The 25,765-nt window shown below is 71.9% G+C and carries 26 protein-coding genes; 9 read left to right on the forward strand and 17 right to left on the reverse strand.

Annotation, left to right across the window (positions count from 1 at the left end):
* Positions 1 to 13: 13 nt before the first annotated feature.
* Entirely contained in the window at positions 14 to 2,065 is a 2,052-nt protein-coding gene (locus ACGFMM_RS27865) for an APC family permease (RefSeq protein ID WP_393649208.1), read from the reverse strand.
* A 235-nt stretch (positions 2,066 to 2,300) separates the two neighbouring features.
* On the opposite strand from ACGFMM_RS27865, the gene ACGFMM_RS27870 reads away from it, so the two are divergent.
* Both ACGFMM_RS27870 and ACGFMM_RS27875 read left to right on the forward strand, forming a co-directional pair.
* On the forward strand, positions 2,301 to 2,969 hold the full coding sequence (locus ACGFMM_RS27870; protein WP_393649209.1) for a potassium channel family protein: 669 nt from the start codon (positions 2,301 to 2,303) through the stop codon (positions 2,967 to 2,969).
* Positions 2,969 to 3,649 (forward strand): potassium channel family protein, encoded by a 681-nt coding sequence (locus ACGFMM_RS27875; protein WP_393649210.1) that lies wholly within the window; start codon positions 2,969 to 2,971, stop codon positions 3,647 to 3,649. The genes ACGFMM_RS27870 and ACGFMM_RS27875 overlap by 1 nt, the downstream gene beginning before the upstream one ends.
* 108 nt (positions 3,650 to 3,757) lie before the next feature.
* Here the strand turns inward: ACGFMM_RS27875 and ACGFMM_RS27880 are convergent, their stop codons facing one another.
* Genes ACGFMM_RS27880 through ACGFMM_RS27895 form a run of 4 tightly spaced genes read right to left on the reverse strand, consistent with a single transcriptional unit; the run spans position 3,758 to position 8,343 of the window.
* A complete protein-coding gene (locus ACGFMM_RS27880) occupies positions 3,758 to 4,519 on the reverse strand; it encodes a DUF3159 domain-containing protein (RefSeq protein ID WP_393649211.1) in 762 nt (253 codons plus the stop codon).
* A 3-nt stretch (positions 4,520 to 4,522) separates the two neighbouring features.
* A complete protein-coding gene (locus tag ACGFMM_RS27885; RefSeq protein WP_393649212.1) occupies positions 4,523 to 4,921 on the reverse strand; it encodes an OB-fold nucleic acid binding domain-containing protein in 399 nt (132 codons plus the stop codon).
* A 60-nt stretch (positions 4,922 to 4,981) separates the two neighbouring features.
* Entirely contained in the window at positions 4,982 to 5,668 is a 687-nt protein-coding gene (locus ACGFMM_RS27890) for a response regulator (protein WP_393649213.1), read from the reverse strand.
* Positions 5,669 to 5,694: 26 nt separating this feature from the next.
* Positions 5,695 to 8,343: a DUF4118 domain-containing protein gene (locus ACGFMM_RS27895; protein ID WP_393649214.1), complete on the reverse strand. Its 2,649-nt coding sequence runs from the start codon at positions 8,341 to 8,343 to the stop codon at positions 5,695 to 5,697.
* 219 nt (positions 8,344 to 8,562) lie between these two features.
* On the opposite strand from ACGFMM_RS27895, the gene ACGFMM_RS27900 reads away from it, so the two are divergent.
* Complete coding sequence (locus tag ACGFMM_RS27900; RefSeq protein ID WP_393649325.1) at positions 8,563 to 8,952, forward strand: YciI family protein; 390 nt, start codon at positions 8,563 to 8,565, stop codon at positions 8,950 to 8,952.
* Between the two features lie 24 nt (positions 8,953 to 8,976).
* Here ACGFMM_RS27900 and ACGFMM_RS27905 read toward each other — a convergent pair whose 3' ends face one another.
* The 4 genes from ACGFMM_RS27905 to ACGFMM_RS27920 form a co-directional block, all read right to left on the reverse strand.
* The gene (locus ACGFMM_RS27905; protein WP_393649215.1) at positions 8,977 to 9,708 is read right to left on the reverse strand and encodes an ABC transporter ATP-binding protein; all 732 of its coding nucleotides are present in this window, start codon (positions 9,706 to 9,708) and stop codon (positions 8,977 to 8,979) included.
* Positions 9,709 to 9,832: 124 nt separating this feature from the next.
* Positions 9,833 to 10,600 (reverse strand): DUF3710 domain-containing protein, encoded by a 768-nt coding sequence (locus ACGFMM_RS27910; protein ID WP_393649216.1) that lies wholly within the window; start codon positions 10,598 to 10,600, stop codon positions 9,833 to 9,835.
* A gap of 1 nt (position 10,601) precedes the next feature.
* Positions 10,602 to 11,114, reverse strand: coding sequence for a dUTP diphosphatase (gene dut / locus ACGFMM_RS27915; protein ID WP_393649217.1), 513 nt, complete (start codon positions 11,112 to 11,114; stop codon positions 10,602 to 10,604).
* A complete protein-coding gene (locus tag ACGFMM_RS27920) occupies positions 11,114 to 11,698 on the reverse strand; it encodes a PaaI family thioesterase (RefSeq protein ID WP_393649218.1) in 585 nt (194 codons plus the stop codon). Before ACGFMM_RS27920 ends, dut begins: the two co-directional genes overlap by 1 nt.
* A 58-nt stretch (positions 11,699 to 11,756) precedes the next feature.
* Here ACGFMM_RS27920 and ACGFMM_RS27925 point away from each other — a divergent pair, with 58 nt between their 5' ends.
* The gene (locus ACGFMM_RS27925; protein ID WP_393649219.1) at positions 11,757 to 12,224 is read left to right on the forward strand and encodes a DUF3093 domain-containing protein; all 468 of its coding nucleotides are present in this window, start codon (positions 11,757 to 11,759) and stop codon (positions 12,222 to 12,224) included.
* Between the two features lie 22 nt (positions 12,225 to 12,246).
* Here ACGFMM_RS27925 and ACGFMM_RS27930 read toward each other — a convergent pair whose 3' ends face one another.
* From ACGFMM_RS27930 to ACGFMM_RS27945, 4 genes are all read right to left on the reverse strand, one after another.
* A complete protein-coding gene (locus ACGFMM_RS27930; RefSeq protein ID WP_393649220.1) occupies positions 12,247 to 13,185 on the reverse strand; it encodes a hypothetical protein in 939 nt (312 codons plus the stop codon).
* A gap of 13 nt (positions 13,186 to 13,198) precedes the next feature.
* Complete coding sequence (locus ACGFMM_RS27935) at positions 13,199 to 13,495, reverse strand: DUF4193 domain-containing protein (protein WP_003955561.1); 297 nt, start codon at positions 13,493 to 13,495, stop codon at positions 13,199 to 13,201.
* Positions 13,496 to 13,888: 393 nt separating this feature from the next.
* Positions 13,889 to 15,127 (reverse strand): sensor histidine kinase, encoded by a 1,239-nt coding sequence (locus ACGFMM_RS27940; RefSeq protein ID WP_393649221.1) that lies wholly within the window; start codon positions 15,125 to 15,127, stop codon positions 13,889 to 13,891.
* A gap of 4 nt (positions 15,128 to 15,131) precedes the next feature.
* Positions 15,132 to 15,785: a response regulator transcription factor gene (locus ACGFMM_RS27945; RefSeq protein ID WP_393649222.1), complete on the reverse strand. Its 654-nt coding sequence runs from the start codon at positions 15,783 to 15,785 to the stop codon at positions 15,132 to 15,134.
* A gap of 359 nt (positions 15,786 to 16,144) precedes the next feature.
* Between ACGFMM_RS27945 and ACGFMM_RS27950 the strand changes: the two genes are divergently transcribed.
* Positions 16,145 to 16,318: a hypothetical protein gene (locus ACGFMM_RS27950; RefSeq protein WP_393649223.1), complete on the forward strand. Its 174-nt coding sequence runs from the start codon at positions 16,145 to 16,147 to the stop codon at positions 16,316 to 16,318.
* 82 nt (positions 16,319 to 16,400) lie between these two features.
* Here ACGFMM_RS27950 and ACGFMM_RS27955 read toward each other — a convergent pair whose 3' ends face one another.
* Together ACGFMM_RS27955 and ACGFMM_RS27960 are read right to left on the reverse strand one after the other, a co-directional pair.
* The gene (locus ACGFMM_RS27955; RefSeq protein ID WP_393649224.1) at positions 16,401 to 17,243 is read right to left on the reverse strand and encodes an inositol monophosphatase family protein; all 843 of its coding nucleotides are present in this window, start codon (positions 17,241 to 17,243) and stop codon (positions 16,401 to 16,403) included.
* Positions 17,244 to 17,252: 9 nt separating this feature from the next.
* Positions 17,253 to 18,380, reverse strand: a complete 1,128-nt coding sequence (locus ACGFMM_RS27960) for a ferrochelatase (RefSeq protein ID WP_393649225.1) — start codon at positions 18,378 to 18,380, stop codon at positions 17,253 to 17,255.
* A 152-nt stretch (positions 18,381 to 18,532) separates the two neighbouring features.
* Here ACGFMM_RS27960 and ACGFMM_RS27965 point away from each other — a divergent pair, with 152 nt between their 5' ends.
* The 3 genes from ACGFMM_RS27965 to sepH all read left to right on the forward strand — a co-directional run bounded on the left by ACGFMM_RS27965 (position 18,533) and on the right by sepH (position 22,538).
* Positions 18,533 to 19,792, forward strand: a complete 1,260-nt coding sequence (locus ACGFMM_RS27965) for an MFS transporter (RefSeq protein WP_393649226.1) — start codon at positions 18,533 to 18,535, stop codon at positions 19,790 to 19,792.
* Complete coding sequence (locus ACGFMM_RS27970) at positions 19,734 to 21,071, forward strand: D-arabinono-1,4-lactone oxidase (protein ID WP_393649227.1); 1,338 nt, start codon at positions 19,734 to 19,736, stop codon at positions 21,069 to 21,071. The genes ACGFMM_RS27965 and ACGFMM_RS27970 overlap by 59 nt, the downstream gene beginning before the upstream one ends.
* Before the next feature lie 393 nt (positions 21,072 to 21,464).
* Entirely contained in the window at positions 21,465 to 22,538 is a 1,074-nt protein-coding gene (gene sepH, locus ACGFMM_RS27975; RefSeq protein WP_393649228.1) for a septation protein SepH, read from the forward strand.
* A gap of 79 nt (positions 22,539 to 22,617) precedes the next feature.
* On the opposite strand, the gene ACGFMM_RS27980 is transcribed toward sepH, so the two are convergent.
* The gene (locus tag ACGFMM_RS27980; protein ID WP_393649229.1) at positions 22,618 to 23,445 is read right to left on the reverse strand and encodes a sulfurtransferase; all 828 of its coding nucleotides are present in this window, start codon (positions 23,443 to 23,445) and stop codon (positions 22,618 to 22,620) included.
* A 206-nt stretch (positions 23,446 to 23,651) separates the two neighbouring features.
* On the opposite strand from ACGFMM_RS27980, the gene ACGFMM_RS27985 reads away from it, so the two are divergent.
* Positions 23,652 to 24,431: a VOC family protein gene (locus ACGFMM_RS27985; protein WP_393649230.1), complete on the forward strand. Its 780-nt coding sequence runs from the start codon at positions 23,652 to 23,654 to the stop codon at positions 24,429 to 24,431.
* Positions 24,432 to 24,435: 4 nt separating this feature from the next.
* Here ACGFMM_RS27985 and ACGFMM_RS27990 read toward each other — a convergent pair whose 3' ends face one another.
* On the reverse strand, positions 24,436 to 25,755 hold the full coding sequence (locus ACGFMM_RS27990) for a polysialyltransferase family glycosyltransferase (protein ID WP_393649231.1): 1,320 nt from the start codon (positions 25,753 to 25,755) through the stop codon (positions 24,436 to 24,438).
* Positions 25,756 to 25,765 lie beyond the last annotated feature (10 nt).

Genomic DNA, 25,765 nt, shown 5'->3' on the forward strand with positions numbered 1-25,765 from the left:
GCAGCCCACCAGTCTAGTTGCTCTTCGCCGCCGGTTCCTTCGTGCCCTTCTCGACCGGGCCGCGGCGCACCGATCCCGGCGCGTTCCACTCCTGGCGCTTGCGCGCCCGCTTCCTCGCGGCCTCGGAGGACTGGAGCTGGTACGGGACCGAGGTCACCATCACGCCGGGCGTGAACAGCAGCCGGCCCTTGAGCCGCAGGGCGCTCTGGTTGTGCAGCAGGTGCTCGTACCAGTGGCCGACGACGTACTCGGGGATGTAGACCATCACCGCGTCGCGCGGGCTGTCCTTGCGCAGGTTCTTGACGTACTCGATGACCGGGCGGGTGATCTCGCGGTACGGCGAGTCGAGGATCTTGAGCGGCACGTTGATGGCGCGCCGGTCCCACTCCTCCTTGAGGGCCTTGGTGTCCGCCGGGTCGACGTTGACGCTCAGCGCCTCGAACTCGTCGGCGTGCATGAGCTTGGCGTACGCGAGGGCGCGCAGCGTCGGCTTGTGGAGCTTGCTGACCAGCACGATGGAGCGGACGCGGGAGGGCCGGACGTACTCGTCGGGACGCTCCTCGGCGGCCGCGATCTCGTCGGAGACGCTGTCGTAGTGCCGCCGGATCGCACTCATCGTCACGTAGAAGATGACCATGCCGAGCAGTGCGACCCAGGCGCCGTGGGTGAACTTGGTGGCGAGGACGACGACCAGGACCAGGCCGGTGAAGAACGCGCCGAAGGTGTTGATCGCGCGGGAGCGGATCATGTGGCGGCGCTTGGCCTGGTCGCGCTCGGTCTTCAGGTGGCGGTTCCAGTGCCGGACCATGCCGGTCTGGCTGAGGGTGAAGGAGACGAAGACGCCGACGATGTACAGCTGGATCAGCTTGGTGGAGTCGGCGCCGTAGATCCACACCAGCAGGATCGCAGCGCCTGCCAGCAGCACGATGCCGTTGGAGAAGGCGAGCCGGTCGCCGCGGGTGTGCAGCTGGCGCGGCAGGTAGCGGTCCTGGGCGAGGATCGAGCCGAGCAGCGGGAAGCCGTTGTACGCGGTGTTCGCGGCGAGGAACAGGACGAGCGCGGTGGCCGCCGCCAGGACGACGAAGAGGAACGTGCCGTCGCCGAAGACCGCCGCCGCGACCTGCGAGATCACCGGGTCCTGGACGTAGCTCTCGCCGACCGGCTTGCCGTTGCTGATCAGGTCGTGGGCCGGGTTCTCGGCCATCCGCACGTCGGTGGCCATGGCGAGGAAGATGATGCCGCAGAACATGGTGACGGCCAGGCCGCCCATGAGGGCGAGTGTCGTCGCCGCGTTCTTCGACTTCGGCTTGCGGAAGGCGGGCACGCCGTTGGAGATCGCCTCGACGCCGGTGAGGGCGGCACAGCCGGAGGAGAAGGCGCGCAGCAGCAGGAAGACCAGCGCGAAACCGGACAGGCCGACGTGTTCGGCCTTGATCTCGAAGTCGGCGGTCGGGGCCTTCATGGTGTCGCCGAGGACGATGCCCCGGTACGCGCCCCAGGCGATCATGATGAAGACGCCGGCGACGAAGACGTACGTCGGGATGGCGAAGAGGCTGCCGGACTCCTTCACGCCGCGCAGGTTCATCAGCGTGAGCAGCACGATGATCGCGATCGCGCAGAGGACCTTGTTCTCCACGACGAACGGGATGGCCGAGCCCAGGTTCTCCACTCCGGAGGAGATGGAGACGGCGACGGTGAGGACGTAGTCGACGAGCAGGGCGCTGGCGACGGTCAGTCCGGCCTTGGGGCCCAGGTTGGTGTTGGCGACCTCGTAGTCGCCGCCGCCGCTCGGGTACGCGTGCACGTTCTGCCGGTACGAGGCGACGACCGTGAACATCAGGACGACGACGGCCAGCGCGATCCACGGGCTGAAGTGGTACGCCGAGAGCCCTGCGATCGAGAGGACGAGCAGCACCTCGCCGGGCGCGTACGCCACGGAGGACAGCGGGTCGGAGGCGAAGACGGGGAGGGCGATGCGCTTCGGAAGGAGCGTTTCCCCGAGTCGGTCGCTGCGCAGGGCCCGCCCGATCAGGATCCGTTTGGGCACGTCGGTCAGTTTTGGCACGCGGAGGATCGTAAGCGTTGGGAAAGCATCAGGACCACCGCAGGGCCGATCTCCGCACCGAATCTCCCTGCATGGCACCTCGGATGAGGTCCCGGCCGAGGTCGCCGCATAAGCTCGGACCGGACAGCACGCGTGTGCGTTGTCCGCCGCAGCCCGGGCCAGTCGGGCGAGGAAAGTTGTGAGCAGGGTGTATTCGCAGGTCAGCAAGGCGATCAGGAGTGCGGGGTAAGGGGACGTGCACATCGTCATCATGGGCTGCGGCCGAGTGGGTGCCGCCCTCGCGCAGACCCTGGAACAGCAGGGACACACCGTCGCGGTCGTGGACCAGGACCCGACGGCGTTCCGCCGCCTCGGCTCCGGATTCGGCGGTCGGCGGGTGACCGGCGTCGGCTTCGACCAGGACACGCTGCGGGAGGCCGGCATCGAGGAGGCCGGCGCGTTCGCGGCGGTGAGTTCCGGCGACAACTCGAACATCATCGCGGCGCGGGTCGCCCGCGAGATGTTCGGCATCGAGAACGTGGCGGCGCGGATCTACGACCCGCGGCGCGCCGAGGTCTACCAGCGGCTGGGCATCCCCACCGTCGCCACGGTCCGGTGGACCGCGGACCAGATGCTGCGGCGGCTGCTGCCTTCCGGCGCGGAGCCGCTGTGGACCGACCCGAGCGGCGGGGTCCAGCTGGCTGAGGTGCACACCTCCCCCGCGTGGATCGGGCACAAGATCAGCCGGCTCCAGGACGAGACCGGGGTCCGTGTCGCGTTCCTCACCCGGCTGGGCGAGGCGGTCATCCCCAGCTCGCAGACGGTGCTGCAGGAGGGCGACCTCGTGCACGTGATGATGCGTACGGACGAGATCGAGAAGGTCGAGGCGGCGTTCGCCGCCGGGCCCGAGGAGGGCGGTCACTGATGCGGGTCGCTATTGCGGGCGCGGGTGCGGTGGGCCGTTCCATCGCGGGCGAGCTGTTGGAGAACGGGCACGAGGTGCTCCTGATCGACAAGGCGCCGACGGCCATCTCGGTGGAGCGGGTGCCGCAGGCCGAGTGGCTGCTGGCCGACGCCTGCGAGATCACCTCGCTGGACGAGGCGGCGCTGCAGCGCTGCAACGTGGTCATCGCGGCGACCGGCGACGACAAGGTGAACCTGGTCGTCTCGCTGCTCGCGAAGACCGAGTACGGCGTGCCGCGCGTGGTCGCCCGGGTGAACAACCCGAAGAACGAGTGGCTGTTCACCGAGGCCTGGGGCGTGGACGTCGCCGTGTCGACGCCGCGCCTGATGTCGGCCCTGGTGGAGGAGGCGGTGAGCGTCGGCGACCTGGTCCGGCTGCTGCGCTTCAGCCACGGCGACGCGAACCTGGTGGAGCTGACGCTGCCGCCGGAGTCGGCGATCGCGGGTACGGCGGTCGGCGACGTGGCCTGGCCGCAGGACACCTCGCTGGTCACGATCATCCGCGGCTCCCGGGTCCTCACGCCGAGCGCGGAGGAGACCCTGGAGGCCGGTGACGAGCTGCTCTTCGTGGCGGCCCAGGCCCGCGAGGAACAGCTGGAGGACCTGCTGTCGGTCCGCCGCGAGGAGGAGTCCGCCGGCTAGCAGCCTGGCGGCTGACGCCGACGGCGGATGGACCGCCCGTACGACGAAGGGGCCCGGGAAGCGGCAATCGCTTCCCGGGCCCCTTTCGTACGGGTCCGCGCTTGGTGCTTACGCCTCCGGCTGCTGCTGGGTGGCCCGGGCGGCCTCGGCCTTGCGGGCCTCCTCGGCGCGCTCTTCCGCCTCCATCTCGGCGAAGACGTCGATCGGCGGCGGAGCCTTGGCCAGGAAGACCCAGGTCAGGTACACCGCCAGCAGGAACGGCGGGATCTTGAGGGCGACCAGGACCCAGCCGAGCTGGGTGGTGTCGGCCCACCAGTACAGCGGGAAGAGGATCGCGCACTTGGCGAGCAGGATCAGGCCCCAGGCCCAGCTGGCCTTGGCGTAGGCCTTCTTCCGGCCGGGGTTGCGGGTCCGCCAGGAGAGGTTCTCCTTGAAGACCGGGCCGAGGATCAGACCGATCAGCGGCACGCCCGCCAGCGTCGTGATGATGTACGCGAGGGCCAGGCCGAGCGTGTACAGCATGCCCGGCAGGTAGAAGTCCTTCGCGTTGCCGGTCATCATCGCGAAGACGACGCCGAAGGCCACGCCGAAGACGCCGCTGAAGGCGTGCTTGACCGTGTCCCGGCGGATCAGCCGGACCGCCACCAGCACGAGCGAGACCGCAAGCGCGGCGATCGCCGAGAGGTGCAGGTTCTTGTTGATCGTGAAGATCGTGACGAAGAGCAGCCCCGGCAGCACCGTCTCGATCATGCCCCGCAGGCCGCCGAACGCCTCGAACAGCGCGGCCTCCGTGACCGCCTTCGAAGCCGGGTCCACGCCGTCGCGCCGATCGTCCTGCTGATCCGTCGTCGGCTTGTCGAGAGACGTCACCGGCTACTCCTGTCCGAGCGGTCGCAGCTCGTATTTGGGGTTGAAGAGGACCCGTCGGCCGTGGCTCATGGAGATCCGGCCGGAGGCGATCATCTTGCGGCCCGGCTCTATGCCCACGATGGACCGCCGGCCCAGCCACACGACGTCCAGCGGCGCGGTGCCGTCGAACAGCTCGGCCTCCAGCGCGGGCACGCCGGCGCGGGGACGCAGCGTGACCGTGCGCAAGGTACCAGTCACCTTGACGATCTGGCGGTCGGAGCAGTCGGAGATGGGCGTGCACCCGGACGCCTGGGTGTCCTCCTGGAGCTCCTCCGACTCCAGGTCCTCCTGCGAGGAGGACAGCCGGTCGAGCATCCGCCGGAACCGTCCGGCGGGCTTCTCCGTACGCGGTGCAGCACTCATAGAGAAAGCGTACCGGGCCCCGCTGTCAGCCGATCGGACGGCGGGAGGCCGGTATTCGGATCAGTGCTCGAAGCGGTACCCCATTCCCGGTTCGGTGACGAAATGGCGGGGGTGCGAGGGGTCCGCCTCCAGCTTCCTGCGCAGCTGCGCCATGTAGACCCGCAGGTAGTTGGTCTCGGTGCCGTACGAGGGGCCCCACACCTCCTGGAGCAGCTGCTTCTGGCTGACCAGCCGGCCGCTGTTGCGGACCAGGACCTCCAGGAGGTGCCACTCGGTGGGGGTGAGCCGGACGTCCCGGCCGCCGCGCTGCACCTTCTTGGCCGCCAGGTCGACGCTGAACGAGTCGGTCTCGACCATGACGGCCCCGTCCTCTCCCCCGCCGACGGGTTCGGAGCGGCGGACGGCGGCCCGCAGCCGGGCCAGCAGCTCGTCCATGCCGAAGGGCTTGGTGACGTAGTCGTCGGCGCCGGCGTCGAGGGCCTCGACCTTCTCGTCGGAGGTGTGCCGGGCGGACAGGACGAGGATCGGTACCCGGGTCCAGCCGCGCAGGCCCTTGATGACCTCGACCCCGTCCATGTCCGGCAGGCCGAGGTCGAGCACGACGACGTCAGGGTGGCGTTCGGCGGCGAGCTTGAGCGCGGTCGCGCCGTCGGGCGCGGCGTCCACCTCGTACTTCCGCGCCTTGAGGTTGATCACCAGGGCGCGGACGATCTGTGGTTCGTCGTCGACCACGAGGACCCGGGTCATGGAGTGGTACCTGCTTTCTGCCGGCGTCACGAGACGGCCTGGGCGGTGGTTGCGTCGGAGGAGGCGGACGAGGCGTCCGGGGAAGCCGAAGAGGCGCTCTGGGAGGCCGGGGAGGCGTTCCGGGAGGCCGGGGAGGCGTCGGGGGCGGCTGCGGCGGAGTCCGGGGCTCCGTCGCGGCCGGGTGCGGCGCGCAGCGTCAGGACCATGGTGAGGCCGCCGCCGGGCGTGTCCTCGGCGGTGATGGTGCCGCCCATGGCCTCCACGAAGCCGCGGGCGACCGCGAGGCCGAGACCCACGCCCGCGCCGCGCGGGGCGTCGCCGAAGCGCTGGAACGGCTCGAAGATGCCGTCCTTGCCCTCGTCGGGCACGCCGGGCCCGCGGTCGACGACGCGCAGCTCGACGCGGTCGCCGAGCGCGCTGGCGGCGACCATGACCGGGACGCCCTCGGGGCTGTACTTGACGGCGTTCTCGACGATGTTGGCGACGGCCCGCTCCAGGAGCCCCTTGTCGACCCGCACCATCGGCAGGGTCTCGGGCACGTCGAGCTCCGCGCTGCCGTCCGGGACGCCGCCGAGCGCCATGGGCACGACCTCGTCGAGGTCGGTGTCGCGGATCAGCGGGGTGACGGTGCCGGTCTGGAGCCGGGACATGTCGAGCAGGTTGCCGACCAGGTGGTCGAGCCGGTCGGCGCCGTCCTCGATGCCCTCCAGGAGCGCCGCGACGTCCTCCTCGGACCATTCGACGTCGTCGGAGCGGAGCGAGGAGACGGCGGCCTTGATGCCGGCGAGGGGGGTGCGCAGGTCGTGGCTGACGGCGGCCAGCAGGGAGGTGCGGATCTTGTTGCCCTCGGCGAGCTTGCGGGCCTCCTCGGCCTGGTCGACGAGCCGCTGCCGGTCCAGTACGACGGCGGCCTGGGCGGCGAACGCGCCGAGCACGCGCCGGTCCTCCGCCGGCAGCACCCGGCCGCTGAGGGCCAGCGCGAGCCGGTCGTTGACCGGCATGTCGACGTCGGCGTCCTCGGGGCGTACGGCGGGGTGCGGGCCGACGCTCGCGGCGCAGGTCCACGGCTCGACGTCGCCGGCGCGTTCCAGCAGGGCGACGGAGTCCATGGAGAAGGTCTCCCGCACCCGCTCCAGGAGGGCCTCCAGCGTGGTCTCGCCGCGCAGCACGCTGCCGGCGAGCAGCGAGAGGGTCTCCGACTCGGCGCGCAGCCGGGCGGCCTGGTGGGTGCGTCGGGCGGCGAGGTCGACCACGGAGGCGACCGACATGGCGACGAAGAAGAAGACCGCGATGGCGACGATGTTCTTCGGGTCGGCGATGGTGATCTTGTGGATCGGCGGGGTGAAGAACCAGTTCAGCAGCAGTGAGCCGATGGCCGCGGAGGCCAGCGCCGGGAACAGCCCGCCGAGCAGCGCGGCGGCCACGTTCAGCGCCAGGAACAGCAGCATGTCGTTGGCGAGGCCGAGGTCCGCGTCCACGTGGGTGAGCAGCAGCGTGAGCAGCAGCGGGCCGCCGACGCCGACGAGCCAGCCGGCGATCAGCCGGGAGCCGCCGAGCCGGGCGCCGCGCGCGACGGGCAGTCCGCGGCCCTTGGCGACTTCCTCGTGGGTGACGATGTGGACGTCGAGGTCCGGGCCTGACTCCCGGGCGACGGTCGCGCCGACGCCGGGTCCGAGCATGTACTGCCAGGTCCTGCGGCGGCTGGAGCCGAGGACGATCTGGGTGGCGTTGACGCCGCGGGCGAACTCGAGCAGCGCCGAGGGGATGTCGTCGCCGATGACGTGGTGGAAGGTGCCGCCCAGGTCCTCGACGAGGGTGCGCTGGATGGCCAGCTCCTTCGGCGAGGCCGCGGTGAGGCCGTCGCTGCGGGCGATGTAGACGGCGAGGACCTCGCCGCCGGCGCCCTTCTCGGCGAGCCGGGCGGCCCGGCGTATGAGGGTCCGGCCCTCGGGGCCGCCGGTGAGGCCGACGACGATCCGCTCGCGGGCCTGCCAGGTGGTGCGGATGCCGTGCTCGCCGCGGTACTGCCTCAGGTACTCGTCGACGCGGTCGGCGGTCCACAGCAGGGCCAGCTCGCGCAGGGCGGTGAGGTTGCCGGGGCGGAAGTAGTTGGACAGGGCCGCGTCGACCTTGTCGGGCTTGTAGATGTTGCCGTGGGCCATGCGGCGTCGCAGCGCCTGGGGCGACATGTCGACCAGCTCTATCTGGTCGGCGCGCCGGACGACCTCGTCCGGGACGGTCTCCTTCTGCCGCACGCCGGTGATCGCCTCGACGACGTCGCCGAGTGACTCCAGGTGCTGGATGTTGACCGTGGATATGACGTCGATGCCGGCCGCGAGCAGCTCCTCCACGTCCTGCCAGCGCTTGGCGTTCCGCGAGCCGGGGACATTGGTGTGGGCGAGTTCGTCCACCAGGGCGACGGCGGGCTTGCGCGCGAGGACCGCGTCCACGTCCATCTCGGTGAACGCGGCGCCCCGGTACTCGAGGGCCCGGCGCGGCACGTGCTCCAGGCCGTGCAGCATCACCTCGGTGCGCGGCCGGTCGTGGTGCTCGACGAAGGCGACGACGCAGTCGGTGCCCCGCTCCACGCGGCGGTGGGCCTCGGCGAGCATTGCGTAGGTTTTGCCCACGCCCGGTGCCGCACCGAGGTAGATACGCAACTTGCCTCGTCCCATGGGACGACCATACGTCCAGCACATCGGACGTTCCGTACGCGTGAGCGACCCTCGGGACGACCTTGACGGGATTCTTATGTTTGGTGCGACGGATCCCCGGAAGGAATTTTCCCGGCGATGCAGACGGCGATGTAGAGAGCGCGCGGTCGGCTCCGACCTCAGGGTGGAAGGCAACGTGGAAGCACCACCACAGGACCCGAGGAGCACACCGTGAAGTACATGCTGCTGATGCAGTTCGCCGAGAACACGCTGGACATCCCGCGGATCGACACCTGGCAGTCGGAGGACGTCGGCGCCCACATCGACTTCATGCGGCGCACCAACGAGAAGCTGATGGCCGACGGCGAGTTCGTGGAGGCGCAGGGGCTGGCGATGTCGGAGACGGCGCTGATCGTGAAGGCGGGACCGGACGGGGCGCCGCTGGTCACCGACGGGCCGTTCGCGGAGACCAAGGAGTTCCTGGCCGGCTGGTGGATCGTCGACGTCGCTTCGGAGGAGCGGGCGATCGCGATCGCCGCGCACGTCTCCACCGCACCCGGGCCGGGCGGCACGCCGATCAACATGCCGATCGAGGTGCGCGCGGTCGGGACCGCCCCGAAGGACTTCTGAGCGGCCCCCTCGCGCCGCCGCCCCTCAGTGCTCGATCAGCTCGCCGTCGCGCAGTTCCAGGACCCGGTCCGCCAGGCCCAGGAGCTGCGCGTCGTGCGTGGCGACGAGGGCGGTGACGCCCTCGCTGCGGACCACGGCGCGCAGCAGTTCCATGACCGCCAGGCCGGTCTCGGCGTCGAGCTGGCCGGTCGGCTCGTCGGCGATCAGCAGGGAGGGCCGGTTGGCCAGGGCGCGGGCGATGGCGACGCGCTGCTGCTGGCCGCCGGAGAGCTCGCCGGGTCGCTGGGCGGCGTGGTCGGCGAGGCCGACCAGGGCGAGCAGCAGGGCCACCCGCTCCTCGCGCTCCTTGGGGTCGGTCTTGCGCAGCCGCATGGGGACGCCGACGTTCTCCGCGGCGGAGAGGATCGGGATCAGTCCGAAGGACTGGAAGATGAAGCCGATGCGGTCCCGGCGCAGCTCCAGGAGCCCCTCCTCGCCGAGGTCCGCGAGGTCGGCGCCGGCGACCGTGATCCGTCCCCCGTCCGGGGTGTCGAGGCCGCCGACCAGGTTGAGCAGTGTGGTCTTGCCGGAGCCGGAGCGGCCCCTGAGGGCGACCAGCTCGCCGCGCGGTATCTCGAAGGAGACCCCGCGCAGGGCGTGCACGGCCGCCGCGCCGGATCCGTACGAGCGGCGCAGGCCCTCGACCCGGACCATGGGTCCGTCGGCCCGCTCCGCCACCGCGGTCGCGCCGGATTCCGCCCCGGTGTTCTCGCCCATCCCCGCTGCCCCCTCGATCCCCTGATCCCCGTCGATCCCCTGGCCCGGCCAGTATGTGTCGTGGACACGGTCCGGGGCCAGGGATCACAGCGAAGGGGCGGGGATCAGGCAGGGGGACGAGGGGTCAGCGGACCTCGGTGATCTCGGGTCCGCGCTGGAGCTGGCCCATGCCGCCGGAGAACCGCGAGGTCTCCGCCTCCTCCTGCTGCACGCCCTCGGGCACCATCTGTGCGTCGTCGGGCAGCTTCAGGACGATCGGGTCGCGCGGGGCCATCGGGCCCTCGCCGCGGACCACGACGGCGTCGCGGACGATCTGCTCCAGCAGGCCCGCGGCCTCGGGCTGGACCGCGCCCTGCCCGGAGATCACGCCGCGCAGGAACCAGCGGGGCCCGTCGACGCCGACGAAGCGCACCAGCTGCACGCCGCTGTTGCCGTCCGGCAGCTGCACCGGGACCTGGGCCCGCAGCTCCCAGCCGAGGGGGCCCTCGACCTCGTCGACGACACCGCCCTGCTGGGTGATGCCGGAGGCGATCTCCTCGCGGACCTCGCCCCAGATGCCTTCCTTCTTGGGCGCGGCGAACGCCTGCAGCTGCACGGCGCTGTCACGCAGTACGACGGTGGCCGCGACGATCGCGTCGCCCGCCACCTCCACCCGCAGCTCCATGCCCTCGACTCCGGGCACGAAGATGCCGCCGAGGTCCACACGGCCCTCCTCGGGCCGGGTGACCTCGGAAATGTCCCAGGGACCGTCGGGCCGGGGCGCCGGCGGAAGGTTCACCCGCCGCGGGGCCGCGTCGGCGGCTTCTTCGCCGTCCACCGCGTCGACGACCTGCTCGGCCTCGCCCGCTGCGTCCTGGGCAGCGGCACCGCTCTTCTTGCGACGTCCGAACACGTCACTGTCCTTCCCGGTCGGATACGACCGAAGCGTATCGATTCCCACCCGTGGTGCCGTCCACGGCGGCATGACCGCCGGTGGACCCGAAGCCCCCCTCGGCCCGCGCCGAGCCGGGAAGCTCCGCCACCTCGTGGAAGCGCACCTTCTCGACCTGCTGGACGACCAGTTGGGCAATCCGGTCGAAACGTTCGAATCGCACACTCTCGCGCGGATCCAGATTGACCACGATCACCTTGATCTCCCCACGGTACCCGGCATCCACCGTCCCCGGGGCATTCACCAGCGCCAGACCGCAGCGGGCGGCCAGACCGGAGCGGGGGTGCACGAACGCGGCGTAGCCGTCCGGCAGCGCCACGGCGATGCCGGTGGGCAGGACGGCGCGCTCGCCGGGGGCGAGCTCAGCGGCCTCGGTGGTGACGAGGTCGACCCCGGCGTCGCCCGGGTGCCCGTAGGCGGGGATCGGGACCTCCGGGTCCACGCGGCGGATCAGTACGTCGACAGGGTTGCGCATCAGGGGTTCACCTCGAAGGCGCGGGCGCGCCGGACCTGGTCGGGGTCGGACATGGCGGCCTGGATCTCCTCCGGGCGGCCGTTGTCGATGAAGTGCTCCACCTTGACCTCTATGAAGAGGGCGTAGCCGCGCACGGCGACGGGGCCGTCGGGCCCGCCGATCCGGCCGGTGGCGGTGGAGTAGATCTTGCGGCCGCGGACGGCGGTGACCTCGGCCTGAAGGTGCAGCACGGTGCCGACCGGCACGGGGCGCACGAAGTCGGTCTCCAGGCGGCCGGTGACGGCGATGACGCGCAGCAGCCAGTTCAGGGAGCCGAGGGTCTCGTCGAGCGCCGTGGCGAGGACGCCGCCATGGGCGAGGCCGGGGGCGCCCTGGTGGTCGGGGGTCACGGTGAACTCGGCGGTGACGGTGACGCCCTCGCCGGCCCGTGCCTCCAGGTGCAGCCCGTGGGGCTGGCCGCCGCCGCAGCCGAAGCACTGCGCGTAGTGCGAGCCGAGCAGCTCGCCGGGAGCCGGCGCCTCGGGGTGGCGTACCGGCGGTAGGGCGTCGGCCGGCGGGGTGAGGGCGGCAGAAGTTCCAGTCACAGCCGCAGACCTTACCCGCGCGGGTAGCCGCAGGTCGCGCCGTGCCAAGCTAGGAGCCATGCAGCCTTCCGCCCCGTCCTACGACGAACGTCTGACCGCCCCCGGCTCCTGGTGGGTGATCGCGGCTCTGCTCGGCCTCTCGGGGGGCCTGGTGATGTTTCCGCTGGGCAATGTGCCGATGCTCGCCGGGGTGATCGTGGCGGGTGCGCTGGCGGCGATGGCGGTGTCCTCGTACGGCTCCGCGCGGATCCGTGTGGTGGCCGGCTCGCTGGTCGCGGGCGAGGCCCGGATCCCGGCGGCGGCGCTGGGCGCGCCGGAGGTGCTGGACGCGGAGGAGGCGCGCGCCTGGCGCACGTACAAGTCCGACGCGCGCGCGTTCATGCTGATGCGCGGCTATGTGCCCGGGGCGGTGCGGGTCGAGGTGACGGACCCGCAGGACCCGACGCCGTACGTGTACCTCTCCTCGCGCGACCCGGAGGCGCTGGCGGCCGCGCTGGAGGCGGTGCGCGCCGAGGCGGGCCGATAACCCCTCGGCGGGCCCGGAGCGGCTAGAAGCCGATTTCCTTGGGGTTCTCGGGCTGCTCCAGCGGCGGCAGCTCGGGCAGGGCGCTCCAGGGGATCTGGCGGCGGCGCAGGTCGGCGCGGATGTGCCCGGCGAGCTTCTTGGTGTCGCGGCGGTTCATCACCGCGCCCACGGCGGCGCCGACCATGAACGGCATCAGGTTCGGCAGGTTGCGCATCATGCGCTTCACGATCTGCTGGCGCAGCTCGCGTTTGAGCTGACCGCCGAGCGCCGCGTTGACGGTGGTGGGCTTGGTGGGGTCGATGCCCCGTTCCTCCGCCCAGGAGGTCAGGTACGCGGTGGAGCGCTGGGTGAGCGAGCCGGGCGGACGCAGGCCGTAGACCTCGTGCAGCTCGGCGATGAGCTTGAGCTCGATCGCGGCGACCCCGGTGATCTCCGCGGCCAGCTCGGCCGGCAGAGCGGGGGGTACGGGCATCATGGCGGCGGCGCCGATGCCGGCGCCGACGGTGGAGCTGGCGTTGGCCGCGCCGGAGACCAGCTTGTCGGCGATCTCCTCCGGGCCGAGGCCGGGGAAGTGCCGGCGCAGCGTCGCGAGGTCCCGTACGGGGATGCGCGGCGCGATGTCGATGAGGCGGTCGGCGAGGTGGCCGATGCCCGCTCTGGCGGCCTCGCCGGTCTTCTGCACGCCCCTTCTGACCGCGTCGTACCCGGCGCCTCGGCGCAGGGCTTCCAGGCGGCGGCGCCGGGGCGCGTGCTCGACCGGTACGGGGTGGGGTGCCGCTGCTTCGAGCGAGGCCGGAAGGCCTCGCTCGTCGTCACGTGCACCGGGGGACGGCAGGGGGGCGGAGTGCTCGGTGTCGGGTGCCTCGACGGCGCCCTCCACCTGGCCTGAGCCGCCCTGCTGCGAGTCCGGCGTCCTGGGGAGCCGGAAACGCCGCTTCCGAGACGGGGTGTCGCCTGCCACGGCCGACCTGACCTCAGTCGCAGTCGCGGCAGATCGGCTGGCCGTTCTTCTCCCGGGCCAGCTGGCTGCGGTGGTGCACGAGGAAGCAGCTCATACAGGTGAACTCGTCAGCCTGCTTGGGCAGCACACGGACGGCCAGCTCCTCGTTCGAGAGGTCGGCGCCCGGCAGCTCCAGGCCCTCGGCGGCCTCGAACTCGTCGACGTCGACGGTCGAGGTCGACTTGTCGTTCCGGCGGGCCTTCAGCTCCTCAAGACTGTCCGAGTCGACGTCGTCGTCGGTCTTGCGTGGGGTGTCGTAGTCGGTTGCCATGTCGCTTCTCCCCCTCTGGGTGGTTGCGGTGTCTCCAGCGCACGTAACGCGTGAGAGGCCGGACTTGTGCCCGACCCGAGGCGGAGATTTTGCCTCACATCAAGGTCTGTTACTCAATCGACACCCAACGCGACCCCTCACGGGTGATCGGGTTTGGGTGGCGAAGCGGACCGTACACGGTCCGTCTGCCGCTCTTCACGGGTGCCACCCCGTGTACTTCCCGTGATTCGGGGCCCCGGAAACCCGGACTTTTCCTGGTTTTCCGGCAGCTTTGACGGTCACGGAGAGTAGATGGCCGAAACATCTCGCCTGTGATCGATCACACACGGTCTCTTCGGGAACAGTTCCCGAAAATTCCGCGCAAAGCGAACATCCGACCGGCTCGTGCGTGTGTCAGATCGGCAGGGTGACACGCATCACGAGGCCGCCGCCCTCGCGGGGCTCCGCGATGATACGGCCCCCGTGGGCCCGCGCGACGGACCGGACGATCGACAGGCCGAGTCCGACGCCCTTGTCGCTGCCCGTCCGCTCCTGGCGGAGCCTGCGGAACGGCTCGAAAAGGTTGTCGATCTCATATGCCGGGACCACCGGTCCCGAGTTCGAGACGACCAGGACCGCCTGTCCGTGCTGGGTCTCGGTGGTGACCTCGGCCCAGCCGTCCTCCGGAACGTTGTACCGCACGGCGTTCTGGATCAGGTTCAGGGCGATCCGCTCCAGGAGCACGCCGTTGCCCTGGACGACCGCCGGAGCCTGCTCGCCGCGGATCTCCACGCCCTTGGCGTCGGCCTCCGCCCGCACCTGGTCGATGGCCCGGGAGGCCACCTCCGCGAGGTCGACCGGTTTGCGCTCCACGATCTGGTTGTCGCTGCGGGCAAGCAGCAGCAGGCCCTCGACCAGCTGCTCGCTGCGCTCGTTGGTGGCCAGCAGCGTCTTGCCGAGCTGTTGGAGCTCCACCGGCGCGCCCGGATCGGAGAGGTGCACCTCCAGGAGCGTGCGGTTGATCGCCAGCGGCGTGCGCAGCTCGTGCGAGGCGTTGGCGACGAAGCGCTGCTGGGCGGTGAAGGCCCGCTCCAGGCGCTCCAGCATCTCGTCGAAGGTGTCCGCCAGCTCCTTCAGCTCGTCGTCCGGACCGTCCAGCTCGATGCGCCGGGCCAGGTCGGAGCCGGCCACCTGGCGGGCGGTCCGGGTGATCCGGCCGAGCGGCGACAGGACCCGGCCGGCCATCGCGTAGCCGAAGGCGAAGGCGATGATGCTCAGGCCCAGCAGGGCGAAGAGCGAACGGCGCAGCACGTCGTCCAGGGCCAGGTCGGTCTGGTGCCGCAGACAGATCGTGAGGGCCGCGTTGAGCTCTTCGGTCGTCGGGGTGCCGGGGAGCCGGCACAAGGGCGTGGTGGCCTCCACCCTGCCGGTGGCGACCCTGAAGGGCAGCTGCGCCGTGGCGTCGTTGACCGCCTGGGCGGTGAACAGGTAGATGATCGAGAGCAGCAGGATTCCGGCGATCAGGAACATGCCGCCGTACAGCAGCGTGAGCCGTATCCGGATGGTCGGCCGCAGCAGCGGACGTACGGGATCCCGGGGATCCCAGGTGGGTTTCGGGGGCGCCTGGGGGTGGGGCGCGGGGGTCGTCGCCATGGGGTCAGATCCGGTAGCCGGAGCCCGGCACGGTGACGATCACGGGAGGTTCGCCGAGCTTGCGGCGGAGGGTCATGACGGTGACGCGGACGACGTTGGTGAACGGGTCCGTGTTCTCGTCCCAGGCCTTCTCCAGAAGCTGCTCGGCGGAGACCACGGCGCCCTCGCTGCGCATCAGGACCTCCAGGACCGCGAACTCCTTGGGGGCGAGCTGGACCTCCTTGCCGTCCCGGAACACCTCGCGGCGGTTCGGGTCCAGCTTGATCCCGGCGCGCTCCAGGACCGGCGGCAGCGGCACCGTGGTGCGGCGGCCGAGCGCCCGGACGCGGGCGGTGAGCTCGCTGAAGGCGAAGGGCTTGGGCAGGTAGTCGTCGGCGCCGAGCTCCAGGCCCTCCACGCGGTCGCTGACGTCGCCGGAGGCGGTGAGCATCAGGATGCGGGTGGCCATGCCCAGTTCCACGATCTTGCGGCAGACGTCGTCGCCGTGGACGAGCGGCAGGTCGCGGTCGAGGACGACCACGTCGTAGTCGTTGACGCCGATGCGTTCGAGAGCGGCGGCGCCGTCGTACACGACGTCGACTGCCATGGCCTCCCGGCGCAGTCCGGTGGCCACCGCATCGGCGAGCAGCTGCTCGTCCTCGACGACGAGTACGCGCACGTCGCTGTTCCTTCCTCCGAGCCCTGGCCCCGGCGGGGACGGGCGGTCCTGAGCACTGACTGTGCGTATCCATCCTGCCCGTTACGTGCGTAAACCGGCTGTAAGGCGGGGTGCACGAGGGGTACGCGGACGGCGCGGGGCGCGGCGGACGCGTTCCGGAGCGCCAAGAATTCACCTGATTCGCGCGGCAGTTGAGGTTTCTCTGAGGAAGGGCCTGGGGAGGACGTCTGCACACCCCGCGATCACGCCCTGTATGTGGCGCGCCACCTGCCGCTCTGTCCCCCAGAGGTTGCAGCGCGTGATCCGTTCCGACCCTCGGCACACCCCCGTGCCACCGACCCATGACGAGGGGGCGCACGATGGACGCTTTCACCGCAGGGCTGCTGCAGCGCATCAGGACCACGCAGTCCGACCTCACTCGGGCTCGCGAGCAGGGCGACGACTTCCTCGTGGAAGTGGAGGAGGCCGAGCTCGACGACCTCCACCGCCTGGCCGCGGAGCACGGTGTGGAGATCGGCGCAGCCAGCGTCTGATCCCGACCGCCGTCGCCCGAAGGGCCCCGGAGCCGCATCGGCTCCGGGGCCCTTCGGCCTGTTCGGGGGCGTGTGCGGCCCCTCAGTCGTGCCAGGCGCCGTACTCCTCCAGGAGGGCCTGGAGCGGCTCGAAGACGCCTGAGGAGGCCGCCACGGCCAGCTCGCCGGACGGCCGCTCTCCGGGACGGCCGCCGGTCAGCGCGCCGGCCTCGCGGGCGATCAGGTCGCCCGCGGCCAGGTCCCAGGGGCTGAGCCCGCGCTCGTAGTAGCCGTCCAGCCGGCCGGCGGCGACATCGCTGAGGTCGATCGCGGCGGAGCCGCTGCGGCGGATGTCGCGCAGCTGCGGGATCAGCCGCTGGGCCACGTCGGCCTGGTGGGAGCGGACGGTCTGCACGTAGTTGAACCCGGTCGAGACCAGCGCCTGGTCGAGCGGCGGGGCCGGGCGGGCGGCCAGCGGACGCCACTGACCACCGTCACCGGCCCGCATGTACGCGCCGCCGCCGCGCACCGCCCGGTACGTCTCGCCGCGCATCGGGGCCTCGACGACGCCGACGACGGTCTCGCCGCCGACCTCGGCGGCGATGGACACGGCCCAGGTGGGGAGCCCGTACAGGTAGTTCACCGTGCCGTCGAGCGGGTCGACGACCCAGCGGACGCCACTGGTACCGGGGCTGGCCGCGCCCTCCTCGCCCAGGAAGCCGTCGTCGGGGCGGTGGTCGGCGAGGAAGCCGGTGATCAGCTTCTCGGCCGCCAGGTCCATCTCGGTGACCACGTCGATCGGGCTGGACTTCGTCCGGGCCACGGACAGGTCGTGCGGGCGGCCGTCGCGCAGCAGGACGCCCGCACGGCGGCCGGCCTCCAGGGCGAGGTCGAGCAGCTCGGCGAGCAAGGCGTCGGTGGGTTCGGTGGGGGCGTTGTCGGTCATGGGGTCTCCCTACGCGTACGGGCTGTCGGCGCCGGCCGCCGCGGGCCGGTCCGCGCGGGCCGGGCAGCAGCCGATCGGGCAGAGGTCGTGCGAGGGGCCGAGGGCGCCCAGGGCGCAGCGCTCGACCACGAGGCCGCGCTCCGCGGCGGCGCGCTCCAGGACCAGCTCGCGGACGACGGCGGCGAACCGGGGGTCGTCGCCGACGGTGGCCGAGCGGCGCACCGGCAGGCCCAGCTCGGCGGCCTTGGCCATGGCCTCGGTGTCGAGGTCGTAGAGGACCTCCATGTGGTCCGAGACGAAGCCGATCGGCACCATGACGGCGGCGGGCGCGCCGGCGCCGTGCAGCTCCTCCAGGTGGTCGCAGATGTCCGGCTCCAGCCACGGGATGTGGGGGGCGCCGCTGCGGGACTGGTAGACGAGCTTCCACGGGTGGGCGACGCCGGTGGCCTCGCGGACGGCCTCGACGATCACCCGGGCCACGTCGAGGTGCTCCTCGACGTACGCGCCGCCCTCGCCGTGCGCCTCGAGCGGGCCGGAGGAGTCGGCGGCGGAGTCCGGGATGGAGTGGGTGGTGAAGGCGAGGTGGGCGCCGGCCCGGACGGACTCGTCGAGTTCGGCGAGCGAGGCGAGGACGCCGTCGGTCATGGGTCCGACGAAGCCCGGGTGGTTGAAGTAGTGCCGCAGCTTGTCGACCCGGGGCAGCGGCAGCCCTTCCGCCTCCAGGGTGGAGAGCGCGTCGGCGAGGTTCTCGCGGTACTGGCGGCAGCCGGAGTAGGAGGCGTACGCGCTGGTGGTGAGGACGGCGATGTGGCGGCGGCCGTCGGTGACCATCTCCCGCAGGGTGTCCGTGAGGTACGGCGCCCAGTTCCGGTTGCCCCAGTAGACCGGCAGGTCGAGGCCGGCCTGCGCGAAGTCCTCCCGCAGCGCGTCGAGCAGGGCGCGGTTCTGGCCGTTGATGGGGCTGACGCCGCCGAAGAGGAAGTAGTGCTGCCCCACTTCCTTGAGCCGCTCCGTGGGGATGCCCCGGCCGCGGGTCACGTTCTCCAGGAACGGGACCACGTCGTCCGGTCCTTCCGGACCGCCGAAGGAGAGCAGCAGCAGGGCGTCGTACGGGGCGGGATCGCGCTGATCGGACATGCCACCGATCCTCCCACCCGGTGCCGACAGCGGGTGGCCGGGTCCATCCGCGTGTGGGGAGGGCGTCCGGAAAAGTTCGTGACCCATTCGCTTCGAAGGCTTAGGCTTTAGGAGTTAATTACACGTGTTGATCAGATACGCCGGAGCCTCCCTTGGCCAGTCCCTATCGCGCGATCTTCGAGAGTCCGGGCACCCGGGCCTTCTCGGTCGCCGGCTTCCTCGGCCGTATGCCGCTGTCCATGATGGGCATCGGCATCGTGACCATGATTTCCCAGGTCACGGGCCGTTACGGGCTCGCCGGCGCGCTGGCGGCGGCCCTGGCGATCTCCGCCGCCGTGCTCGGCCCGCTGGTCTCGCGGTACGTGGACCGGTACGGGCAGCGCCGGGTGCTGCGGCCGGTGACGCTGGTGAGCCTCGCGGGCGGCGCCGGACTCCTGCTGTCCGTCAGCTTCGGTCTGCCCGACTGGACGCTCTTCGTCTTCACGGCCGTCATCGGCTGCGTGCCGTCGCTCGGCGCGATGACCCGGGCCCGCTGGGCGGCGATCTACGAGGGCCGCTCCGGGATGCTGCACACCGCGTACGCGTGGGAGTCGATCGTCGACGAGGTGTGCTTCATCTTCGGCCCGATCATCTCCATCGGTCTGTCGACCGTCTGGTTCCCGGAGGCCGGTCCGCTGATCGCCGGGATCTTCCTGGCCATCGGCGTCTTCTGGCTGACCGGCCAGACGGCCACCGAGCCGAAGCCCCGTCCGCAGGAGGAGCACACCGGCGGCTCGGCCCTGCGCTCCCCCGGACTGCAGGTCCTCGCGCTCACCTTCATCGCCATGGGCGCCGTCTTCGGCGCCGTGGACGTGGTGACGGTGGCCTTCGCGGAGGAGCGCGGTGCGAAGGCCGCGGCCAGCCTGGTCCTCGCGGTGTACGCGCTGGGCTCCTGCCTGGCCGGCGCGGTCTTCGGAATGCTGCGGCCGAAGGGCGAGGCGTCCCGCCGGTGGCTGGTGGGCGTGGCCGCGATGGCCGTGAGTATGATCCCCCTCCTACTGGCCGGGAACCTGCCGTTGCTGGCCGTGGCGCTCTTTGTCGCGGGTATGTCCATCGCGCCGACGATGGTGACCACCATGGCCCTCGTCGAAGTGCACGTACCGCGCGCCAAGCTCACCGAGGGCATGACCTGGACAGGGACCGGGCTCGCGATCGGTGTGGCACTCGGCTCGTCGGCCGCCGGGTGGGTGGTCGACTCCTCGGGCGCCGCCGCGGGGTACGTGGTGCCCGTCGTCTCGGGCGCCGCCGCGGTCGTGATCGGGCTCCTGGGCTATCGCCGGCTGAGCAGGTCGGCGCCGACGCGGGAGGGGCAGCGTGAGCGAGACGCCGAAGAGCGCGAGCAGGAGGACGGGCAGCAGCAGCCCGTGGCGTAACTGGGCGGGCACGGTCGAGTCCCGGCCGGTCCGCGAGGTCGCCCCGGCGTCCGCCGAGGAGCTGGCCGCGGAGGTCCGCCGGGCGGCCGAGGACGGGCTGCGGGTCAAGACGGTCGGCACGGGCCACTCGTTCACCGCGATCGCCGCCACGGACGGGGTGCTCGTCCGGCCGGACCTGCTCACCGGCGTCCGCCGGATCGACCGCGAGGCCATGACGGTCACCGTGGAGGCGGGCACGCCGCTCAAGCGCCTGAACACGGCGCTGGCCCGCGAGGGCCTGTCGCTCACGAACATGGGCGACATCATGGAGCAGACGGTCGCCGGGGCCACCTCCACGGGCACCCACGGCACGGGCCGGGACTCCGCCTCGATCGCCGCCCAGATCCGCGCCCTGGAACTGGTGACCGCGGACGGGCGGCTGATGACCTGTTCGGAGAAGGAGAATGCCGAGGTCTTCGCGGCCGCCCGGATCGGGCTGGGCGCGCTGGGCGTCGTCACCGCGATCACCTTCGCCGTGGAGCCGGTGTTCCTGCTCACCGCCCGCGAGGAGCCGATGAGTTTCGACCGGGTGACCTCCGAGTTCGACGCGCTGCACGCGGAGAACGAGCACTTCGAGTTCTACTGGTTCCCGCACACCGACAACTGCAACACCAAGCGCAACAACCGCAGCGCGGGCCCCGAGGCCCCGCTGAACCCGGTGAGCGCCTGGGTCGACGACGAGCTGCTGTCCAACGGCGTGTTCCGGCTGGCCTGTTCGCTGGGGCGGGCGGTGCCGCCGGTGATCCCGGGGATCGCGAAGCTCTCCAGCCGCGCCCTGTCGGCCCGTACGTACACCGACATCCCGTACAAGGTGTTCACCTCGCCGCGCCGGGTCCGGTTCGTGGAGATGGAGTACGCGCTGCCGCGCGAGGCGGCGGTGGCCGCGCTGCGCGAGCTGAAGGCGATGATCGAGCGCTCCCCGCTGAAGATCAGCTTCCCGGTGGAGGTGCGGACGGCGCCGGCGGACGACATCGCCCTGTCCACCGCCTCGGGCCGGGAGTCGGCGTACATCGCGGTGCACCTCTACAAGGGGACGCCGTACCGCGCGTACTTCACCGCGGTGGAGCGCATCATGACGGCGCACGGCGGACGGCCGCACTGGGGCAAGATCCACACCCGGGACGCCGCCTATCTCTCCGACGCCTATCCGCGCTTCGGCGAGTTCACCGCGCTGCGCGACCGGTTGGACCCGGAGCGGCGCTTCGGCAACGACTATCTGCGCCGGGTGCTCGGCGACTGAACAAATCGTTCTCTTTCCACCCATTCCCTGAACTACCCCTCAGGGAACGGGAGATCACGCGGACTCAACTCCCGTACCGGCGGAGAAACTCGGCGGCGCGGCGGTCCACCCAGGTGGCCCGAATGGAGTACTGTGGCGAACCCGGGGTCGTGCTTCCTCACGGGCGCACGGAGCACCGGGAGGGGGCCGAAAGCGGCACTCGAACCGGCGGCGCCGCTGCACCGCACGGCGCCTGCTGCACAGCGTGACCGCGTGGTCACTCTGCGTTGCAAATAGGTAACCGTGCCATAACGGCGTTTCAGGGTCCACGCCCGACACGCCGGGCAACTCGGCAAGGTTGTGGCAGGCTGCACCCGGGCAGGCCACACTCGACTAGCGGAAGCAGCGACGCACGTGACGTCGGCAGGCACCACCCGGGAGGTCCCCATGCCCGAACTGCGTGTCGTGGCCGTCTCCAACGACGGCACACGACTGGTGCTCAAGGCTGCGGACAACACGGAGTACACGCTTCCGATCGACGAGCGGCTCCGTGCCGCGGTGCGCAACGACCGCGCGCGTCTCGGTCAGATCGAGATCGAGGTGGAGAGCCACCTCCGCCCCCGCGACATCCAGGCGCGGATACGAGCCGGTGCCTCCGCGGAGGAGGTCGCCCAGCTCGCCGGGATCCCCGTCGACCGCGTCCGCCGCTTCGAGGGCCCCGTGCTCGCGGAGCGGGCGTTCATGGCCGAGCGGGCCCGCAAGACGCCGGTGCGCCGGCCGGGCGAGAACACCGGACCCCAGCTCGGCGAGGCCGTCCAGGAGCGGCTGCTGCTGCGCGGCGCCGAGAAGGACACCGTGCAGTGGGACTCCTGGCGGCGCGACGACGGCACCTGGGAGGTGCTGCTCGTCTACCGCGTGGCCGGCGAGGTGCACAGCGCCAGCTGGACGTACGACCCGCCGCGCCGCCTGGTGCAGGCCGTGGACGACGAGGCGCGCTCGCTGATCGGCGAGACCGACGACACGATCACCGCCCCGGAGCCGAGCTTCCCGTTCGTGCCTCGGATCGCCCGGCTCCCCCGGGACCGGCCGCTGGACCGCGCCCTGGACCGCCAGATCGAGCGGTACCAGCCGCCGGCCGCGTCCGCCGAGGACGAGTCGAGCGAGCGGGACTCGCTGACCAGCCTCCTGGAGGCGGTGCCGAGCTTCCGCGGCGACATGGTCGTGCCGGACCGCTCCGACGACGCCCCGTCCTCGGAGCCGGACCAGGAGCCGGAGGCGGAGGAGCCGCCGGCCCCGGCGGCCTCGGCCGGCGCGGGCTCCGCGTACGCGGACGTGCTCATGCCCCGCGCGGTCTCGGGCCACCGCGACCGTCTGATCGGCACCACCGACCGGCAGGCGGAGGCGGACGGCGTCCGCCCCGGCCGCCGTGCCGCGGTGCCGAGCTGGGACGAGATCGTGTTCGGCACGCGGAGGAAGAAGCAGGACTGAGGCGCGGACGCAGCGTTTGAGGGGCCGGTACCCGACATAGGGACCGGCCCCTGTCCGTTCCACGGGTTCGGGCCCGTGTCTACGGGTTCGCGCCCGTGGCCACCGGGCGGTCCGGGTCACTGATCCACTCCGACCAGGAGCCCGCGTACAGGGCCGCCGGGACGCCGGCGAGCTCCAGGGCCACCAGCTGCTGCGCGGCCGACACACCGGAGCCGCAGTACACGCCGACCTCGGGGGCCTCCATCGCGCCGAGGGCCTTGAAACGGGCGGCCAGCGTCTCGGTGGGCAGGTAGCGGCCCGTCGCGTCGACGTTCTCCGTGGTGGGAGCGGAGACCGCGCCCGGGATGTGACCGGCGACCGGGTCGATGGGCTCGGTCTCGCCGCGGTACCGCTCCCCCGCCCGGGCGTCCAGGAGCAGGCCGGTACGGGCCAGGGCCGCGGCGCCGTCCGCGTCCAGGAGCCGCATCGCCCCGGGCGCCGGGACGAAGTCGCCCTCCTCGGGAGACGGGGAGTCCGTCGACAGGGGGCCGGTCCAGGCCGGCAGGCCGCCGTCGAGGATCCGTACGTCGGCGTGTCCCGTCCATCGCAGCAGCCACCACGCGCGGGCGGCGGCCCAGCCCTGGCCGCCGTCGTACACGACCACGGGCGCACCGGACCGGACGCCGGCCCGCCGCATCACCGTGCCGAAGGCGTCGAGGTTCGGCAGCGGGTGCCGGCCGCGGCCGCCGCCCGGCGGGTCGGCCAGCTCCTCGTCCAGGTCGATGTAGACCGCTCCGGGCAGATGCCCGGCCGCGTACGCGGGGCGTCCGGGCGGACCGCCCATCTGGTAGCGGACGTCGAGCAGCACCGGAGGCCGCGACCCGGCGAGCTCGCTCGCGAGTTCGGATGCGGAGATGATGGGTGTCATGGGAGCCATCCTCGCGCAGTCGCGGCCTGCCCGGCCGCGGCCGTAGCGGGAACGACGCCACGACAAAGACGGCGAACAGGACATCCTCTCGCGGGATCGCGCCGAATTCGGCGCGGTCGGGGCGCGCGACGCGCCGGGTGGTGCGAGCATCGGCACTGGACACGCGACACCACGGCCACCGGCGATGGTCCGAGGAGAGAGTGACGATGACCGAGGCGACTCGGCGCACACCGGGTGCACCCTGCTGGGTGAGCCTGATGGTGCACGGGCTCGAAGCCACGCAGGAGTTCTACGGCGAACTGTTCGGCTGGGAGTTCCGCCCCGGCCCTCGACAGCTTGGCCCCTACTCCCGCGCGCTGCTCGACGGCAAGGAAGTGGCGGGCATCGGCCGGCTGCCCCCCGACCGTCATCTGCCGATCGCCTGGACGACCTATCTCGCCACGAACGACGCGGACGAGACCGCCGAGCTGATCCGCTGCTGCGGCGGCACCGTCGCGGTCGGCCCGCTCGACGCCGGGGACGCCGGCCGGCTGGCGATCTGCTCGGACCCGACGGGCGCGGTGTTCGGCATCTGGCAGGCGGCGGCGCACCACGGCACGGCGATGGCGGGCCCGCCCGGGACACCGGTCTGGAACGAGCTGCTGACGTACGAGACCGCGTCGGTCGCCAAGTTCTACCAGTCGGTCTTCGGGTACGGGATCGAGCCGGTCGTCTCCGCCGACTTCGACTATCTGACCCTCCACCTCCAGGACCGGCCGGTGGCCTCCCTGCACGGTGTGGGCACGGGGCTGCCGCGCACCAGGGGCGCGCACTGGATGACGTACTTCGAGGTCGCCGACACCGACGCCGCGGCCGCGCTGATCACCGAGCTGGGCGGCCAGGTGCTGCGGCCGCCCCGGGAGGGCACGGCGGGACGCCTCGCGCTGGTGGCCGACCCGGAGGGGGCGGTGTTCACCCTCGTGCACTCGGCGCCACGGGAGGGCTGAGCCCTCAGCCGCCCGTGCGGGCCGCGCGGCGCAGCAGCCGGGAGCGCCGGCGGGGCAGCGAGCCGCCGGGCAGCTTCAGCTCGGTGAGCCGCTCGGCCGGGAAGCAGTGCGCGGTGCCCGCGTCGCGGGCCAGCCCGGGCAGCAGTCCGGCGATCTCGTCGCGCAGTCCGGGGTGGCTGGTGGGGCGCATGCAGTAGCCGACCGCGCGGACCAGTGCGGTCAGCGAGGCCGGCGCGGCCCCGGGCACGACGGGCGTCGCGCCGGCCTCCAGGTCCGGAACGAGGTGGTCGACGATCGTCAGCGGCACCCGGTTGCTGTTCTCGTACGGGGTGAGCCGCTCCAGGACCGTGCGGGTGCCGACCCGGGCGACGGGCACGTCGTAGTACACGGAGGCGGTGAGCATCGCGGTGGAGAAGCAGCCGACGACGAGCCGGGGCCGGCAGCGCTCGTAGAAGGTCTCGGCGAGCAGCGGCCCGTCCAGGACGGTCAGCCGGACCCCTGCGGCGTCGGCCGCCTCGTTCAGCGCCAGCGAGTAGCGGGCCGGGGCGGTGGGGTGGGGCTTGAAGACCACCGACTCGTGGCCGGCCGCGGCGGCGGAGCGCAGCATGCGGACGTGCAGTTCCTCCTCCTCGTCGGCGGTGAGGATGCCGAGCGCGGCGAGGTACTGGCCGAGCAGCAGCGCGGTCGGGGCGGCGGCGACGGCCCGGTCGACCTGTGGATCGCCCTCGGCCGCGGCGGCGATCTCGGCGAGCACCGCGCGGAAGGCGTCGTCCGGGACCAGTTCGGCCTCGACGCCGTACTCGGTGAGCAGCATCGGGCGCAGGCCGGGCACCAGGTCGAGGTGGAGCAGCCGGTGGATGCGGCAGGCGATGGACTGGGGCAGTTCGTCGCGGGTGGGGCCGTAGCTCATGAGGCCGTCGGCGTACACCTGGATCGAGCTCTCCGCGAAGGAGGCGGCGAGCGCGCGGGCCGGGTTGACCTGGATGGACTCGACGATCAGCTCGACGGGGGCGTCGTCGAGGTCCCAGGCCGTGCGGAACACCCGCTGCCACAGCGGGGCCTCTTCGGGGCGCGGGGCCCAGGTGCCGGGGTGGTGCGGCCGGATCGTGTCGTTCCAGTCGAGCACGCCGTCGAAGCGGGCGGCGATCCGCTCGTAGCCGGTCATCTCCTCGAGGCGGAGCGCCGTCTCGGGGATCTCGGCGTTGTGGGAGAGCAGCAGCAGGCGGCGGGCGCCGTCGCGGGGGCCGAACCGGCCGGCGTCCAGGGCGGCGGCGAGGGTGGCCGCGCCGTAGAGCGTGGACACCTGGAAGATCTGTGTGCGCATGGGGAGTTCG

Origin of the sequence: Streptomyces sp. NPDC048604 (assembly GCF_043199435.1) — a bacterium.
GTDB lineage: Bacteria > Actinomycetota > Actinomycetes > Streptomycetales > Streptomycetaceae > Streptomyces.

Bases quoted from the DNA above. Each gene is read 5' to 3' on its own strand.
- ACGFMM_RS27905 (WP_393649215.1), bottom strand. From the start codon at position 9,708: ATGGGCGAGAACACCGGGGCGGAATCCGGCGCGACCGCGGTGGCGGAG.
- ACGFMM_RS27940 (WP_393649221.1), bottom strand. From the start codon at position 15,127: ATGGCGACGACCCCCGCGCCCCACCCCCAGGCGCCCCCGAAACCCACC.
- ACGFMM_RS27895 (WP_393649214.1), bottom strand. From the start codon at position 8,343: ATGGGACGAGGCAAGTTGCGTATCTACCTCGGTGCGGCACCGGGCGTG.
- ACGFMM_RS27875 (WP_393649210.1), top strand. From the start codon at position 2,969: ATGCGGGTCGCTATTGCGGGCGCGGGTGCGGTGGGCCGTTCCATCGCG.
- ACGFMM_RS27960 (WP_393649225.1), bottom strand. From the start codon at position 18,380: ATGTCCGATCAGCGCGATCCCGCCCCGTACGACGCCCTGCTGCTGCTC.
- ACGFMM_RS27950 (WP_393649223.1), top strand. From the start codon at position 16,145: ATGGACGCTTTCACCGCAGGGCTGCTGCAGCGCATCAGGACCACGCAG.
- ACGFMM_RS27980 (WP_393649229.1), bottom strand. From the start codon at position 23,445: ATGACACCCATCATCTCCGCATCCGAACTCGCGAGCGAGCTCGCCGGG.
- ACGFMM_RS27990 (WP_393649231.1), bottom strand. From the start codon at position 25,755: ATGCGCACACAGATCTTCCAGGTGTCCACGCTCTACGGCGCGGCCACC.
- ACGFMM_RS27925 (WP_393649219.1), top strand. From the start codon at position 11,757: ATGCAGCCTTCCGCCCCGTCCTACGACGAACGTCTGACCGCCCCCGGC.
- ACGFMM_RS27900 (WP_393649325.1), top strand. From the start codon at position 8,563: ATGCTGCTGATGCAGTTCGCCGAGAACACGCTGGACATCCCGCGGATC.
- dut (WP_393649217.1), bottom strand. From the start codon at position 11,114: ATGCGCAACCCTGTCGACGTACTGATCCGCCGCGTGGACCCGGAGGTC.
- ACGFMM_RS27985 (WP_393649230.1), top strand. From the start codon at position 23,652: ATGACCGAGGCGACTCGGCGCACACCGGGTGCACCCTGCTGGGTGAGC.
- ACGFMM_RS27885 (WP_393649212.1), bottom strand. From the start codon at position 4,921: ATGAGTGCTGCACCGCGTACGGAGAAGCCCGCCGGACGGTTCCGGCGG.
- ACGFMM_RS27935 (WP_003955561.1), bottom strand. From the start codon at position 13,495: ATGGCAACCGACTACGACACCCCACGCAAGACCGACGACGACGTCGAC.
- ACGFMM_RS27955 (WP_393649224.1), bottom strand. From the start codon at position 17,243: ATGACCGACAACGCCCCCACCGAACCCACCGACGCCTTGCTCGCCGAG.
- ACGFMM_RS27890 (WP_393649213.1), bottom strand. From the start codon at position 5,668: ATGACCCGGGTCCTCGTGGTCGACGACGAACCACAGATCGTCCGCGCC.